Genomic DNA, 13,166 nt, shown 5'->3' with positions numbered 1-13,166 from the left:
TGTTTTTCGAAATTTCAAATAAATGAATGACCACCAGCTAATAAAGTGGTAAAGTATAGAAAAGCGAATGGAGAATTACGTAATGGAAAAATTGAAGAAGGTAGTATTAAAGCATTTTTCAAGTGAATATATGCAAGAACTGAACGCTTTTGTACTTACTGAAGAGCAACAACAATTTTCTGCACTGCCGAGCAATTTTGAGGAAATTAACGAAGGACAGCATCGCATTGTAATTCTAAGTGAAAATACACCTGTTGGTTTCTTTCTCCTAAATTCTAATGAACGAGTTAAAAAATATTCTACGAATAGAAATGCGATGCTCTTATCTGCATTATCAATTAATCATATGGAACAAGGGAAGGGCTACGCAAAAGAAGGAATGACATTACTAGTTGAGTTTGTTAAAGCAGAATTTCCTAATTGCGATGAAATTGTTTTAGTTGTAGACAAAGATAATATACCAGCACAGAAACTATATGTAAAAGTAGGGTTTGAAGATACGAATGAAAGGCTAATAGGACGCATCGGCGAAGAAATCATCATGAGGCAATTAATAAAATAAAGATGGACCACAATCATTACCAGAGTTTATGCTACATTTCGTAGATGAACTCTGGTTTTATGTTTTGGGGGAAATGTCGCATCCATTCTTGAAAAAGAGTTTCATCGTTCAAGGTTAAGTTAACAAAGGAAATTATTTAAAATAGCCTAATTAAAAATACACCAGCTATCATCACCATTAAACCAATTATTTGTAATGGTTGAATACGATTCTTTATCGAGTTAAACAAACCGAATTGCTGTACCAGCAAGCTACCAGTGATTTGACCGAATAAAGCAAGGACTACAGTTTGGCCATTACCAATTTGATTGACAAGAAACACATTGATGAGAACATAAGATCCTCCTAAGATCCCACCAGTCCATATCCACCAAGGAGCAGCTTGTTTAAAAGGCTCTTTAATATTTGTGTAAGAACGATCCTTTAACCCAACAATTATAATCAAGGTAATAGTACCAACAAAGAATGAAACAAGGGCTGCATGAGAAGAGGAGTGAAGAACTTTTCCTAATTGCCCATTAACAGCAATTTGGATAGCTAGTAACATTCCTGCTAGTATGCCTACTATTCGCCAAATCCATTGATTCAACATCCTCTCCTTATTTATTTGAGGTGAATATTGGTCATTTTTCTTGCTTCGTATAGCTGTAGCTAAAAGGACACCTAGTAAGACTAGTAATATGCCAAAGATTCGATTCCAACCAAAGGAATATTGTGTTGCATTAAACCAGCCATTATGATCGATGAACATACTCATGAGAGTCATTCCAAAGATCGGTAGGATGGCCGTTTGCACACTTCCCAATTTAGGAAACAGAAGAATGTTAGTAGTTATCGCAATAGCGCCACCAATTCCCCCCAACCAAATATAGATAGGTTGGGTCAACAATAAATCTAATGGAATCCCCAGTGATGAACCACTACTTACTAATGTAATAGTTAAGAAGATGACACCAATAGCGAAGGAGATCATGGAAGCTAAAAAAGGAGAAATCACAAACTTTCTTAATTGAGCATTAATGGCTGTTTGCACAGCAAAAATAACTCCAATACTTATAGCCAAAAGTACTGCAAACATAAAAATTCATCACAACCTTTGTTGAAGAAATGTAAAACAACGCATGATTGATTATATCAAAGTACGTGTTGAATTTTATAAAGTTAAGCATTGAACGCTTAGTAGGAAATAGATTTTATTAATGATGTCGAACGTCACCAGTTTAAGCACATTAAAGTTGACGAAGAAATGATGTTTCATGTATAGAAGAGGTTAAGAAATAGAGCTGTATGTTAATAAAGTATAGTGTAATCTCTTCAAATTCTGTATATTGGAGTATGAGGAGGAGATTTAATGGCAAGAAAATGGATACTACCATTATTTTTATTACTAGGTGCTTTGATCTCTGGTTGTAGTGAGGGCCAGGAAAAAGGTAGCAAAGATGGTGGGGATGTAGAAGTAACTATTCCAGCTCTATTTTTTGAGGGTCAGGACATTGATTCTGTTATTTCAAAGGCAAAAAGCAGTGGGATGAAGGAAGTCAGTAGGAACGATGATGGTTCTTTAACTTATAAAATGTCTGAAACAGAACATAAAGAAATGATGAAAGGTTTAAAAGAAGGCATTCTAGCAAGTGTAGATGAGCTTAAAGCAAGTGAAGAGTTCAAATCTATTAAAGATGTAACCTATGACAAATCTTTTTCAGAATTCACTTTATCTGTAAACAAAGAAGAATTTGATAATAGTCTTGATACAATGGCCTCATTCGGACTAGCTTTAACAGGTATGTACTATCAATTATTTAATGGTGTGGATGAAAAGGATTATAAAGTCAAAGTAATTTTTAAAGATGAATCAAATGGAGATGTAATTAACACGATAGTTTATCCAGATGATTTAAACAAGAAAAATTGATCGGAAGAGCACCTAACATGGGTGTTCTTTTTAGATGCTATGAGTGCCATGAGATGGGAAGAAGTACTTGCTCCTAATTCTTGATGGATCTCATGGCTTTTTATTTTCGCCAAGGAGGCAAAGGATTAGGGATCGTATACGTAGTAGCAGCAAATCTATAAGACTAGAGCAAAATTCTATGAAGTAACATGATAAATCCAGCCACTAATGAGGTGTTTAGAAAATAAAGGATTAGAATATACCAATAATTAAAGCTGTTTGACGTTCTAATTGAACGTTTGAAACGAACGTCTGAAGATGAGAAACAATATTTTAAGCTGCTTCTATTTAGTTATTTCTAAAAGTGTTGTTCCTTCAACTTATCTGGGTTAGTGCAAGAAGGAATAGTAGAATATCATGTTGAAATAGAAAAAATATAGAGTTCCACAAGTAGAAATAAATTATTAAGGAGGATGTATTTGTGACTAGCCATGATTACAAATCACCAATAAAAAACAGAATTGGAGGTGTATTTGTTCCAGTTCGTAACCTAGAGAAAGCAAAAGAATGGTACAGAAAAATACTTGGTTTGGAAGGGGGAGAAGAATATTTTGGACATTTATTCGTGGTACCCATGAAAGGTACAGCTGGATTAATTTTAGATTCCATGCCAAAGTGGAGAAAAGAAGATGGTGATATTTCTACTTACCAAGTTCCGTCAATTCAGCTTTTAACCGATGATATTGAAGCTTCTTATCAATTTATGAAAGAAAATAATGTTGAACTTGTTACAGAGATTCAGGACAATTTTTATTTTGTGTTCAAAGATTTAGATGGCAATTTACTAATGATTTGTAAAGAAGCTTCTTAAAAAAATGTGAACATTGCCCTTGGGACTTTACTAAATAAATCAAACCTTATTGAGTTGATCTACAGTCTGCTAAACCTACTGGAGGTATTAATAAAACAGCAAGATTACTGGAAAGAAAGTGGTGCTTCAATAGCGACTGAATATGCATTGTACAAACGGAGGTACAAAAGTGCGCGTACCGCAGTTAAATACATTTAGATACGCTTTGTTAGACAGGTATAGAAACCCCTTGATATCAAAGGGGTGGGGAGGTTCGGTGTAAACCGCACCTCAATTTATACCCCACTTTAATAGTTTTAGAGAGATTTATTAAAATGAAAGAATTGACACATTACTTGCAACGGACCAGTCCGTGAAATTGCAGATTTATAGAAGATAGTCTATAACAATGAAAGCAAAACAATAAAATTATCCGAGATTTTATGATATTTTGTTCAGAAGTTGTACAGGTAGAAGTGTTAATCTACAAAAGCAATACTCCGACGACAAAAAGTCCAGGTACTCAATTAATGTTGAGCCCGGATTTTTTTGTATTTAAATCATGAAAAAATTAAGGAGTTATATATAAAACTTAGCTTTATAGTATTTAGAAGAAAGAATTTAATCACTATCAAATAACAAAGTTTTTTTATTTTCATAAATTTTTCCTTGCTAAAGAGCAAACGCTTGTTCTATTATAAGTACAAACGAATGTTCTGAAAAAGGAGAGGTCAAAATGGCAAAAATATATAATTTTCCAACTAAAACATTTCGAGATATAACAAAAGAAAGAGTCGATGTTGTAACTATTGCTTCTGGTTTTATGGGTGGTGTTGTAAAGGTATACGAATGTGAAGGGACAGTCATTATTCATAGTGAAAATAAGAAATCTAGCCATGCTAGTATTTCAAATGATCTTGGTCAGGTAAAAGAATGGGAGATTAGATATGCAATAGAACATATTTTAAAAAGAGGCATTACAGAAGTGAATATAAAAGTTAGTAATACAGGGGTTGTTCATATTCGTAATAAAAAAATTAATTCACTTTCTCAGTAAAGTCAGGTCACTTATAAAATAATAGGAGTACTAGTTATATCGTTAATAGTCTTTTTTAAACGTAGTTGGCAACTATCACTTCGACTGTTAGAGGCTTTTTAAATTGTTCCTGCTAACTCTGATAGCAAGTAATTATCAAATTGCTTGGAATGATCATGTACAAGAAATAACAGGTCAATTGGAGTTAAATATCTAAGAGATATTGTTCTGTAAAGTTATTTAACTTTTAGAGGTTTTACAAAGAATGAAATGAACATAACAGAAACCCCTATCACAATGAGTAGTATTGCAATAGATTTATTTGAAATAAATGAATTGTATTCTAGGGCACCTGTTAATCTCGCTGATCCGATTGAAAGTGATACGATGCCTAAAACAAATATGATATGTCCAATGCTAGAATGTGTTTTCATTTTATAACAACTCCTGATATTTAGGTAATGACTTACGAAATAATAACATGATTAGGTAATATTTGAAAATATGGTTTGGTTTGATTATTGCACAATATGAGTATTTGATGTTGATGGAGGAAGTACAAAAGTGCGAAAGTCAATATAGGCTGTCAGTAAATTGATATGAATTGATAATAAAGGAGTATGTTTTATGAAACCATTTATGTTACGTCATAAGCTAGGTTGGCTACCTAGCAAATTAGAGTATCGCAGAACCTATACCATAGGTTTTAAAGTTGAAACATACGATAGTTATACTTTCAAACTAACAAAGAATAGTAAGTATGTAAGATTAGTAAATAACAATAAAGAAATGGTTGTTAGGAAAAGAGAATTAAAGAGATATTTCAAGGATGGTTGTTTACAGTTTCTAACTACACAATATGAGGAAGGTGCTTGAAAGATAGTAAACTATTAACCTTTTTCTTTTTTTGGTTTAACAAAGTAAGAAATGAACATTACAAAAACGCCCATAGGTATGTATAGTAGTGCAACAGATTGATTTGGAATAACTGAATCATATTCAAGGAAACCAGATAATCTTCCCACTCCAGTTATCATCAAAGTAATACCGAAAATAAATATGATATATCTATTTGTAGAATGTATTTTCAACGCATAACAACCCCCGAGGCTTCCTAATAATTTATATAAGGATAACATAAAGTGGTAAATATTGCATTATCCAGATTGATTCAATTATACATTATGAATATGCAAAAAAAAAAACACGTTCAATTGTACGTGTAGAAACGAGCAATTGAGACAACTAATCATAAAGAGTTTTATAAATCAAAGTGATAGGGAAATTTAGGGTTATTACATTTTAATCACCAACCATTGGCTGTCCTTTCGAATACAAATCAGTTGATAGAAAAAGCAATAAATAATTCATTTCCAAATGATCATACCATATTATTTTTTTCATTCTGTATGTTTCTTTGGTTATTTAAAAAAGGAAAATGGATTCTATGAATTTTGCTTGCTATATTAGTCGGAATTTCACTTATTTGGATAGGAGTTCATTATCCTTTAGATGTAATTGTAGGTGCTCTTATTGGAATTATTTCTGCTTTTACACTTTCGAAATTAACACTAATGGAGAGGAACTACAGGCTATTAGAAAAGTTAGATTAAGAACCACGCTAGAAGCGGCTAATTTTAACGATAAGCAAGGTGCAAAAAATAGAAGAAATGGTGCAGAATGTGCCTGAAATAGTGGATGAATCTGTCAAAGAACAAAAATATGAACAGCTGAGTTTGTTTTGAAATTAACATATACAAGTTTAGTTTTTTATAGCTATGTAGTTAATTGAAAGTATTATTCATACGTACAGATAATAAATAAAAAAACCGACGTTTAGTCGGTAATGCTTCTTTATCAATATTGGTTAATAAAGAATAAAAACCAAACTGCATGATTCTGTTCATCTGAAGCATTTGAACTAAATTGATTACTAATATAAGGAATATTATATTCTCTAGCAACACGGTGATAAAATTCAACTGCTTCTTGTTCATCTTTAAATGCAGTTAGGATACCACTCTTAAAATTCTGTGGTAATGTTTTGTTTATCTGTGGAGATGGTTGTTGACCAGTTAGGTAAGTATAGGTATAAACAAAACCTTGGTAATGTCTCATTTCATCTTTTCGTATTTCTAGTATACGATTTTTAACTTCTTTATTTGGAGCTAGTTGAGCCAAATGTTCATAAAATCGAATAGCATTAAATTCTCCGTTTATGGCTTTAACTAGATCGAGAATTAATTTATTGTTTGAAGTTGGTTGTACAAAGTATTGCAAAGGTTTACCCTCCTTTTGTTTATTTTTTAATGTCACTTTTTAAAGTAGTTTTATCGCATCGATTTTTTTACTTGTTTTAATTCACTTATTAAATAATCTATCTGCTTTTGAAGATCCTCTACTTCCTTAGATTGGTCACTATTTTGGACTTGAGGATCTTGGTTACTTGATTTTTCTAAAGCATTTAATGCTAAACCTGCTGCAACAGCAGATAGACCGTCGCCCAAAGTTGCGATCGAAGCACCAATATAAGCAAGTCTTGCTATCTGAATTTCTGTTGTTTCCAAAGGTGGTTGCTGATTATTTTTATTCATTTTAATTAATATCCCCTTTTCTTTCATAGTGATGAATTACCTCATACGTATTCTATGTATTGCAGTATAGAAAGGTGATGATAAAAATTTACTGTAGGGTTTAACTCAACAAAATGATGCTCCAATCATAAAGAAATTGGAAGAGGAATTGATAAAATACGAAAAGCCTTATCACTGAGTATAAGGCTTCCGAGATTTCAACAGTGAAATCTGTTTATAAAATTAAAGAATCGGTGTTAATTCTGAGTTCACAAATCGTTGGGCATCGATGATTACACCTGAAGCTGTTCGACCGTAAACGCTGTATAATCCGCCTGTTTGATTAGGAACAATCTCAACTTCATATTGAGCGGATCCACCTACACTTGGCGTGACAAAAGTAGAAGCGTTAGCATTAGCAGCAAAAGGAGTTGTTGATAATAATTGTCTCGTGCCATTTAGTCTGAAAACCCTTACTACTCCTGTTAATAAACCGCCAGTGAGATTAAGAACTTTGATGCGAACGCTAGAGGCATTAGCTGGTAGGTTTCCTGTATTTTCAATTGGACCAGTAGTTAAAGGCATGTAATTTTCACCTCCTTTTAACGAAAGACTAATAATCTGCAGATTACATTTACATAATATGCATTACGCTTCTACATTAAATAGACTTATTAATCAAGTTACTTTAAAAATAAAAGCAAAGTGTGAATTGTTTAGTAGAAAGTGTAATATAAATGAATCTGTAAACAAAGGTGAATTCATATACAAAGACATAATACCGTAGTAGTAACACCTAATATTGGATTTGTTATGATTAGTCTGGGATTCAATGTAATCTCAATCCCAATGTCCTTTTGGGTAGGTGGAATGGGTACAGCTTCTCCAACCAGTACTATGAATGATTTTTGGATAGGGTTTCTCATAGCCCAGGCAACACCACTTTTAGTACTAATAATTGCAATCTTAAAATGGCTTATAATTGACATAAGAAAAATAAAGAAGCGTGTGAACAGTAATAATTAATTAAAAATACAAATTTGTGAAGAAATCTACTTCAACTCTCGGATGCTTAAGTTGAAGAAGATAGCCAAACCAGAAGCAACAGTCTTTGAGAAAACAGTCTTAAACTATTACAAATGTGCCAAATGTAATAATATCCGGTGTAAAATGGAGGGGAGGTCGGGCACGTAAATCTTTCTTCACTTGGTATTTATAAAAGCCTAAATGCAAACAATATGTACGGGTTGTGAGAAAAATCAATGTTTCTTTAGATTCTAAGCCCCATATATACCCGAAAATGCCATCATAACTGGATTAGTTTAAAATGTACGTGATAATACATTAACAGCTGCAGATACAGTAACGGCTGAAGAAAGTTATTAGTAGAAGCTGTGGTTTTACTGACCCGATTTCAACAGGTGTTATTGCTTCAGTAACAGGGCCAAATACTGCTGCAAACCCCAATTGTTGTGGTTCAACAACAGCTAACTATGCTATAAATAAATGTGATTTATTATCTGTCAGAATTGTAACAGGGATGGGGCTCTTCCGTTTGGAGCAGCAGTGACAGTTATGTATGTACTTCCTTAATTAATTTACAAAGCCATAACCAATAGGTGTGGCTTTTTTATTATGCAATTAACTATGAAAATGGTAATTTGTTAAATAAGTTAAACACCTTTATAATGGTGTTAATTAAATAGGATTTAAAAGGTGTTTTTATTCCATTTCCTAAGATGTTAATTAATATCTCATGTATTAAAAATATACATGGTAAAGATGACTTTATAGAGAGAAAGGAAGAGTCGTTAAATGATTAAAGACACAACCAATCAGGATGATATTTTGGATACTGAAAAGATTTTAGAAAAATATATGGAGAATTTAGAATTAATTCAACAGTCATTAAAACAGCTTGAACTAGACACTTCTAGATTGCAAAGTCAGGGATTTGTTGAAATAGAAAAGTTGGCTATTGAGTTAAGTATGTTGCAGAAACTTTCAACAAGTATAGAATTTAAAGCTAAGCTTATTACATGTAATAAATGTGATTCCATAGAGTCATTACCGGATGAATAAAATACAAAAGTTTATTTATACTTTATGTGTAATAGAGTTTTTTTGATAAATAAATATAGCTTTTAGATCACGTTCATTCGAGCGTGGTTTTTTATTTTCATTGAATTAAGCGACTAGCATAATGGGGTGATTACAAAACAAACAAATGAGATATGGCTAGAGCAAGGGATCCAAGACGTGACCAAGCGTATAATTTTTACAAAGCTCATAACGGTGATATAAAGCTAAAGGATATAGCTGAGCAACTAGGTGGATCTGAGGGAACTATACGTGGGTGGAAAAACAAAGATAGCTGGTATGATCGTCTTGAAGCGGAATCGCAAGCAACTGTATAGTTTGATATTGTCCCAAGTGACGGTCTCAACGATAAACAGTTGCTTTTTTGTATGTATAACGTTAAATACTTCAATGCTACAAAATCTTATCGAAAAGCATATCAATGCGACTATATAACAGCTAATCGAAATGCTCATCGTTTGATGGTAATTGAAGGTATAAAAGAAGAAATCATGCGGCTAAAACAGCAACTAGTTGACAGTGTTGAGGAAATTTTAAATGATGAAATCGGCAAGCCGCTTCTACCGTGATTATGTTGAATATGTACATCTTGGCCATTATGAGCACTTTCGTCATACTGAATTAATTTATGATGTGCTCCAACGTGTGGTTGATGGTGAACAGTTATCTATATTATAGAGATCCTTCCACGACATGGTAAAAGTATGACGGTAACAGAATCGTTTCCGTCTTTTTATTTGGGTGAAAATCCTGATAAGCGGGTAATAGCTGCTGCATATTCAGATGGATTAGCAACCAAGTTTGGGCGTCTAAATCGTAATAAGTTTAATGAGTTTTCACATGATCTATTTAATGTGCAATTGTCCGAGTCCAATGCAGTTTTGGTCTAAATAATTTTGCTAGAGTAGTAAAGTAATTTATGGATAACCATATTAATATTTCCTTTTTGTAATTAATCCGAATTCATATATAGCTTCTAACTTACCATTATAAAATTCTAAACTTACCCTAGAATTTTCTTCTACACCGTTTTCTCCCTTATAATTAAGTTTATCTCCATCTTCGTGCAAGGCCCAGTATCCTACGATTTCTTTTACGGTTTCTTCACTCATACCTACTTTGAGCTTTCGAAACTTTTCGGGCGTAATGGTTGAGATTTGATTTATTGGCATTTCTTCGTCTGAAAAAAACAATTCTATGGATTGTCCAATTACCAATAATCCTATTATACTAATCAAAATTAGTGCGATTTTTTTCGGCCATTTTGATGGAGTCACTTCTTTATAATAGTAGGTTCTATTTTCTGACTCTCTTACTGTTTCCGAATGATTAAATTCTATATGAGTTTCTATTGTATAATCTTCTGATACTGCACCACAATATTCACATACGTATATTTCAGTGTTTTCTTTGTGAAATTTTTTATATGAGTTTGTAGCTAAACAGTTAGGGCAATTTTTCATAAATACCCCTCCTCACCTTTTTATGGATTATTTATCATTTTAGGAAACTTCGTTATACGTGTACATAAAAAGCACAGGTACTTAAATATTTGTGCCTGGGCTTTTTTCATTCTTTTAACAGAAAGACTGAGATAGCATAAATACCCTTGTTCATATAACAAACTTTTAGTTTATAATTTAATAAAGTTTAGATATCGTATCAATAATAAAATAAAGGATCATAAGTCCTATGCCAATTGCTAGAGCCTTACCTGAAGATTTTTCTTTTTGCACATCATTTTGGACTTCGTTTCGTACTCTCTCCGACACTTCTCTCGTTTTTCTCTTTGGAATATCTTCAAAAATCGTATTACAATATTCACATTTCACAAATACTAAACCATCTCTATATACTTTCTTAAAAGGATTACTGGCTAAACAATTAGGACAATTATTCATTTATATTCACCTCAATATATCTAACTACTATTTACCATTTTAGGTAATTAGATATGTTTTGTACATAGAAATAAAAGTCGGTCATCGATTTTATGGAAGGGAATTAACCTAAAATGTAGGAATATCTATAAAAAGGGGTGAAGATTATGAGCTATGAAGTAATAGTGCCAGTAAAATTTTTATTCAAACGCAAGCCTGACAATGTACCAATTATAGGTTTATCAAGCTTACATTTAACACACGAAGAACATAAAGCACTAACAGACGATGTTGCTTTCAACTTTTTAAGGGCAAAGGGTTACAACGTAATCAGAATGGTCCGCAGAGAATGAAACTATCATACCCGTTGTTACAAAGTAGAATGAAACAAAAAGAGCCAAAAAGTAGTTAATGAATAATGAAGCTGTTTAAATATGGAATGTTCATTATCTGTTCGCTTATAATTAAATAAGTGAACAGATGTTTTTTTTAAAAGGAGAAAAAATTAGTATTCAATATAGGAAGGGAAGAAGGGTACGGAAAAAGCCGTATAGTTAGTAGAAACCCTTGAAAAAGTTAGTTCAGATAATTCCTAGTAGGAGCGTGTAAAATGAATTTAAAAGAAAAGTTGATATTAATAAAAGAAAATGGGTACCAAGCACCTCCCGATAGATTTCAGTTGATACTAGAAATGATAAATAACATCGGTTCTTTGGATGCCCAACTACGTGATGAGCTAATTTATACAACCTTATCACACTGGATTCCTGATAATACTCTAACAGCAAACGAACTAGAACAACTTCTTCCGGTTGTTTTGGATAAAAACCATTTGCTTTTTAAGCTTGGTGAAACAAATACAGACTCTGTCTTTACTCGATCTTTCTCCATGCTAGTCATACCGCTCCTCTTCACAAGGCATAGAGAATCACCATTTCTCTCAAGTGAGCAAATTCATCACATAAAAGAGAAAGTATTTTACAGTGTACAAGAAGAGCGAGATTACCGTGGGTATGACGAAGAAAAAAGGCTGGGCTCATGCCATAGCCCATGCAGCGGATGCTTTAGATGATTTGGCACAATGTTCCGAACTGGATAAAAATGACCTCTTAACTATCCTCGATTTGGTTTACGAAAAGATGACCATAACAGATCGAATTTACTCCGATGGGGAAGATGAGAGAATGGTAAAATCCATAATTAGTGTTTTAAATAGAAAAATACTTAGTCAGGCTCATGTAGAGCAATGGATTCAAAGTTTCGGTGATGTGGAGAAAAATTCAGAATTTCTCCCTGCCTTTAAGCAAAAAAATAATATAAAGAACTTTTTGAAAAGTTTATACTTTCGTGTTAAATTTTACAAAGTGGATGCCACTCTCTGCTCGACTATCGAGCATACATTATATAAAGTAGAAAAAGTTTACTATTCTTAATTAAAAAAATGAGGGGAAAGCACCCCAAGTTGAAGAGATTATAGCCAGTTAGGCTTATAAAGAAAGTCACTCATTAGAAAAACAGTGAGTGACTTTTTTTGCATTATTTTCAAGTGAGTACATATTCTCTATCACCGTTGCCTAAGTTAAGTGCTGCAGGCATGGAATTCGGAAAAAAATTAGAGGGTGATGAACTGTACTTTGGTGATTTTATGGATGGTCGATATGAATGGGAGCTGAAAACAATGAAAGTTTTACTTGAGCCAGTGCCAGCTAAAGGGCAATTGAGCTTGTGGAATTGGGATGATGGGAGCAAGTGAAAGATATTGTTCAGTAAAAAAGGCCAATTGGCTTATATTCCAATCAGCTTCTGTTTCTTAGCTTTTTTTCCGTTTCAATACCTACACTGAAAACAGCGAAAATCATACCAATAAAAAATATGATCTGAAAGAATCTGTCTGCTGTCCAATGCCCCAAAAAGTTCATGAAAACAAAGATGATAGCTAAAATTGTTGAAACAACTTGCACAATAAAACGTAAATTTCCAGGTATTTGTATACCTCCAATTTATGTAAATTATATCTCGCTTTAAGCTTAACATAAGTTGGGTGTTAAAACCATTTTTTATTACCGAACATTTTGAGGATCGTGTCAGAAAGATATTGTTCAGTAAAAGATGGGATTCCCATCTATAAGATAGTAGTGTTTAATTCGATTTGCTTTTTTCAAGTTCTTCGATACGTTTCTCTAATTTCTTAATCTTCATGTCATTAAGTAAAGCAATGATTAAAGCAATCATTGCAAAGGTAGAAGCAACGAATAAACTCATTCCGGAACCCCC

General features: G+C 32.8%; 20 protein-coding genes and 1 pseudogene. 13 read left to right on the top strand and 8 right to left on the bottom strand.

The annotated features are described in order from the left end of the window. Positions 1-82 precede the first annotated feature (82 nt). Positions 83-562, top strand: coding sequence for a GNAT family N-acetyltransferase (locus LCP48_RS13045; protein ID WP_009370420.1), 480 nt, complete (start codon positions 83-85; stop codon positions 560-562). 136 nt (positions 563-698) lie between these two features. On the opposite strand, the gene LCP48_RS13040 is transcribed toward LCP48_RS13045, so the two are convergent. After that, positions 699-1,640 (bottom strand): DMT family transporter, encoded by a 942-nt coding sequence (locus LCP48_RS13040; RefSeq protein ID WP_225340259.1) that lies wholly within the window; start codon positions 1,638-1,640, stop codon positions 699-701. 273 nt (positions 1,641-1,913) lie between these two features. Between LCP48_RS13040 and LCP48_RS13035 the strand changes: the two genes are divergently transcribed. From LCP48_RS13035 to LCP48_RS13025, 3 genes are all read left to right on the top strand, one after another. Beyond that, complete coding sequence (locus LCP48_RS13035) at positions 1,914-2,474, top strand: hypothetical protein (protein ID WP_225340258.1); 561 nt, start codon at positions 1,914-1,916, stop codon at positions 2,472-2,474. 460 nt (positions 2,475-2,934) lie between these two features. Then, on the top strand, positions 2,935-3,324 hold the full coding sequence (locus LCP48_RS13030; RefSeq protein ID WP_009370423.1) for a VOC family protein: 390 nt from the start codon (positions 2,935-2,937) through the stop codon (positions 3,322-3,324). 715 nt (positions 3,325-4,039) lie between these two features. After that, the gene (locus LCP48_RS13025; RefSeq protein ID WP_004225220.1) at positions 4,040-4,360 is read left to right on the top strand and encodes a DUF1827 family protein; all 321 of its coding nucleotides are present in this window, start codon (positions 4,040-4,042) and stop codon (positions 4,358-4,360) included. Positions 4,361-4,575: 215 nt separating this feature from the next. Here the strand turns inward: LCP48_RS13025 and LCP48_RS13020 are convergent, their stop codons facing one another. Next, positions 4,576-4,773 carry a hypothetical protein gene (locus tag LCP48_RS13020; RefSeq protein WP_004225222.1) on the bottom strand — a complete coding sequence of 66 codons (198 nt, stop codon included), beginning with the start codon at positions 4,771-4,773 and terminating at the stop codon, positions 4,576-4,578. 193 nt (positions 4,774-4,966) lie between these two features. Here LCP48_RS13020 and LCP48_RS13015 point away from each other — a divergent pair, with 193 nt between their 5' ends. Together LCP48_RS13015 and LCP48_RS13010 are read left to right on the top strand one after the other, a co-directional pair. Continuing rightward, entirely contained in the window at positions 4,967-5,215 is a 249-nt protein-coding gene (locus LCP48_RS13015; RefSeq protein ID WP_004225224.1) for a hypothetical protein, read from the top strand. Between the two features lie 578 nt (positions 5,216-5,793). Next, a complete protein-coding gene (locus LCP48_RS13010; RefSeq protein ID WP_269799429.1) occupies positions 5,794-5,952 on the top strand; it encodes a phosphatase PAP2 family protein in 159 nt (52 codons plus the stop codon). Positions 5,953-6,196: 244 nt separating this feature from the next. On the opposite strand, the gene LCP48_RS13005 is transcribed toward LCP48_RS13010, so the two are convergent. From LCP48_RS13005 to LCP48_RS12995, 3 genes are all read right to left on the bottom strand, one after another. Beyond that, entirely contained in the window at positions 6,197-6,619 is a 423-nt protein-coding gene (locus LCP48_RS13005; RefSeq protein WP_009370424.1) for a ferritin-like domain-containing protein, read from the bottom strand. A gap of 50 nt (positions 6,620-6,669) precedes the next feature. Beyond that, entirely contained in the window at positions 6,670-6,933 is a 264-nt protein-coding gene (locus LCP48_RS13000; protein ID WP_036218739.1) for a hypothetical protein, read from the bottom strand. Between the two features lie 222 nt (positions 6,934-7,155). After that, a complete protein-coding gene (locus LCP48_RS12995) occupies positions 7,156-7,497 on the bottom strand; it encodes a hypothetical protein (RefSeq protein ID WP_004225235.1) in 342 nt (113 codons plus the stop codon). Between the two features lie 1,230 nt (positions 7,498-8,727). On the opposite strand from LCP48_RS12995, the gene LCP48_RS12990 reads away from it, so the two are divergent. The 4 genes from LCP48_RS12990 to LCP48_RS12975 all read left to right on the top strand — a co-directional run bounded on the left by LCP48_RS12990 (position 8,728) and on the right by LCP48_RS12975 (position 9,902). Beyond that, positions 8,728-8,994 carry a hypothetical protein gene (locus LCP48_RS12990; protein WP_004225240.1) on the top strand — a complete coding sequence of 89 codons (267 nt, stop codon included), beginning with the start codon at positions 8,728-8,730 and terminating at the stop codon, positions 8,992-8,994. A 152-nt stretch (positions 8,995-9,146) separates the two neighbouring features. Beyond that, positions 9,147-9,329, top strand: a complete 183-nt coding sequence (locus LCP48_RS12985) for a phage terminase small subunit-related protein (protein WP_036218687.1) — start codon at positions 9,147-9,149, stop codon at positions 9,327-9,329. 51 nt (positions 9,330-9,380) lie between these two features. Beyond that, complete coding sequence (locus tag LCP48_RS12980) at positions 9,381-9,581, top strand: terminase small subunit (protein ID WP_082431438.1); 201 nt, start codon at positions 9,381-9,383, stop codon at positions 9,579-9,581. A 135-nt stretch (positions 9,582-9,716) separates the two neighbouring features. Then, positions 9,717-9,902 (top strand): hypothetical protein, encoded by a 186-nt coding sequence (locus LCP48_RS12975; protein WP_004225249.1) that lies wholly within the window; start codon positions 9,717-9,719, stop codon positions 9,900-9,902. A gap of 42 nt (positions 9,903-9,944) precedes the next feature. Here the strand turns inward: LCP48_RS12975 and LCP48_RS12970 are convergent, their stop codons facing one another. Next, positions 9,945-10,475, bottom strand: coding sequence for a hypothetical protein (locus LCP48_RS12970; protein ID WP_009370427.1), 531 nt, complete (start codon positions 10,473-10,475; stop codon positions 9,945-9,947). A gap of 177 nt (positions 10,476-10,652) precedes the next feature. Next, entirely contained in the window at positions 10,653-10,913 is a 261-nt protein-coding gene (locus LCP48_RS12965) for a hypothetical protein (protein WP_004225253.1), read from the bottom strand. Positions 10,914-11,059: 146 nt separating this feature from the next. Between LCP48_RS12965 and LCP48_RS12960 the strand changes: the two genes are divergently transcribed. The 3 genes and pseudogenes from LCP48_RS12960 to LCP48_RS12950 all read left to right on the top strand — a co-directional run bounded on the left by LCP48_RS12960 (position 11,060) and on the right by LCP48_RS12950 (position 12,645). Continuing rightward, the gene (locus LCP48_RS12960) at positions 11,060-11,245 is read left to right on the top strand and encodes a hypothetical protein (protein ID WP_004225257.1); all 186 of its coding nucleotides are present in this window, start codon (positions 11,060-11,062) and stop codon (positions 11,243-11,245) included. Positions 11,246-11,502: 257 nt separating this feature from the next. After that, a pseudogene (locus LCP48_RS23520) lies at positions 11,503-12,325 on the top strand (DUF2785 domain-containing protein). Between the two features lie 98 nt (positions 12,326-12,423). Further along, positions 12,424-12,645 carry a hypothetical protein gene (locus LCP48_RS12950; protein WP_004225265.1) on the top strand — a complete coding sequence of 74 codons (222 nt, stop codon included), beginning with the start codon at positions 12,424-12,426 and terminating at the stop codon, positions 12,643-12,645. Positions 12,646-13,031: 386 nt separating this feature from the next. On the opposite strand, the gene LCP48_RS23340 is transcribed toward LCP48_RS12950, so the two are convergent. After that, positions 13,032-13,154, bottom strand: a complete 123-nt coding sequence (locus LCP48_RS23340) for a hypothetical protein (protein ID WP_004230338.1) — start codon at positions 13,152-13,154, stop codon at positions 13,032-13,034. Positions 13,155-13,166 lie beyond the last annotated feature (12 nt).

It is taken from the genome of Lysinibacillus capsici, assembly GCF_020217405.1.
GTDB classification, from domain to species: domain Bacteria; phylum Bacillota; class Bacilli; order Bacillales_A; family Planococcaceae; genus Lysinibacillus; species Lysinibacillus capsici.
Note: the sequence above shows the minus strand (reverse complement) of the source record. Positions and strands in the feature narration are given on the sequence as shown.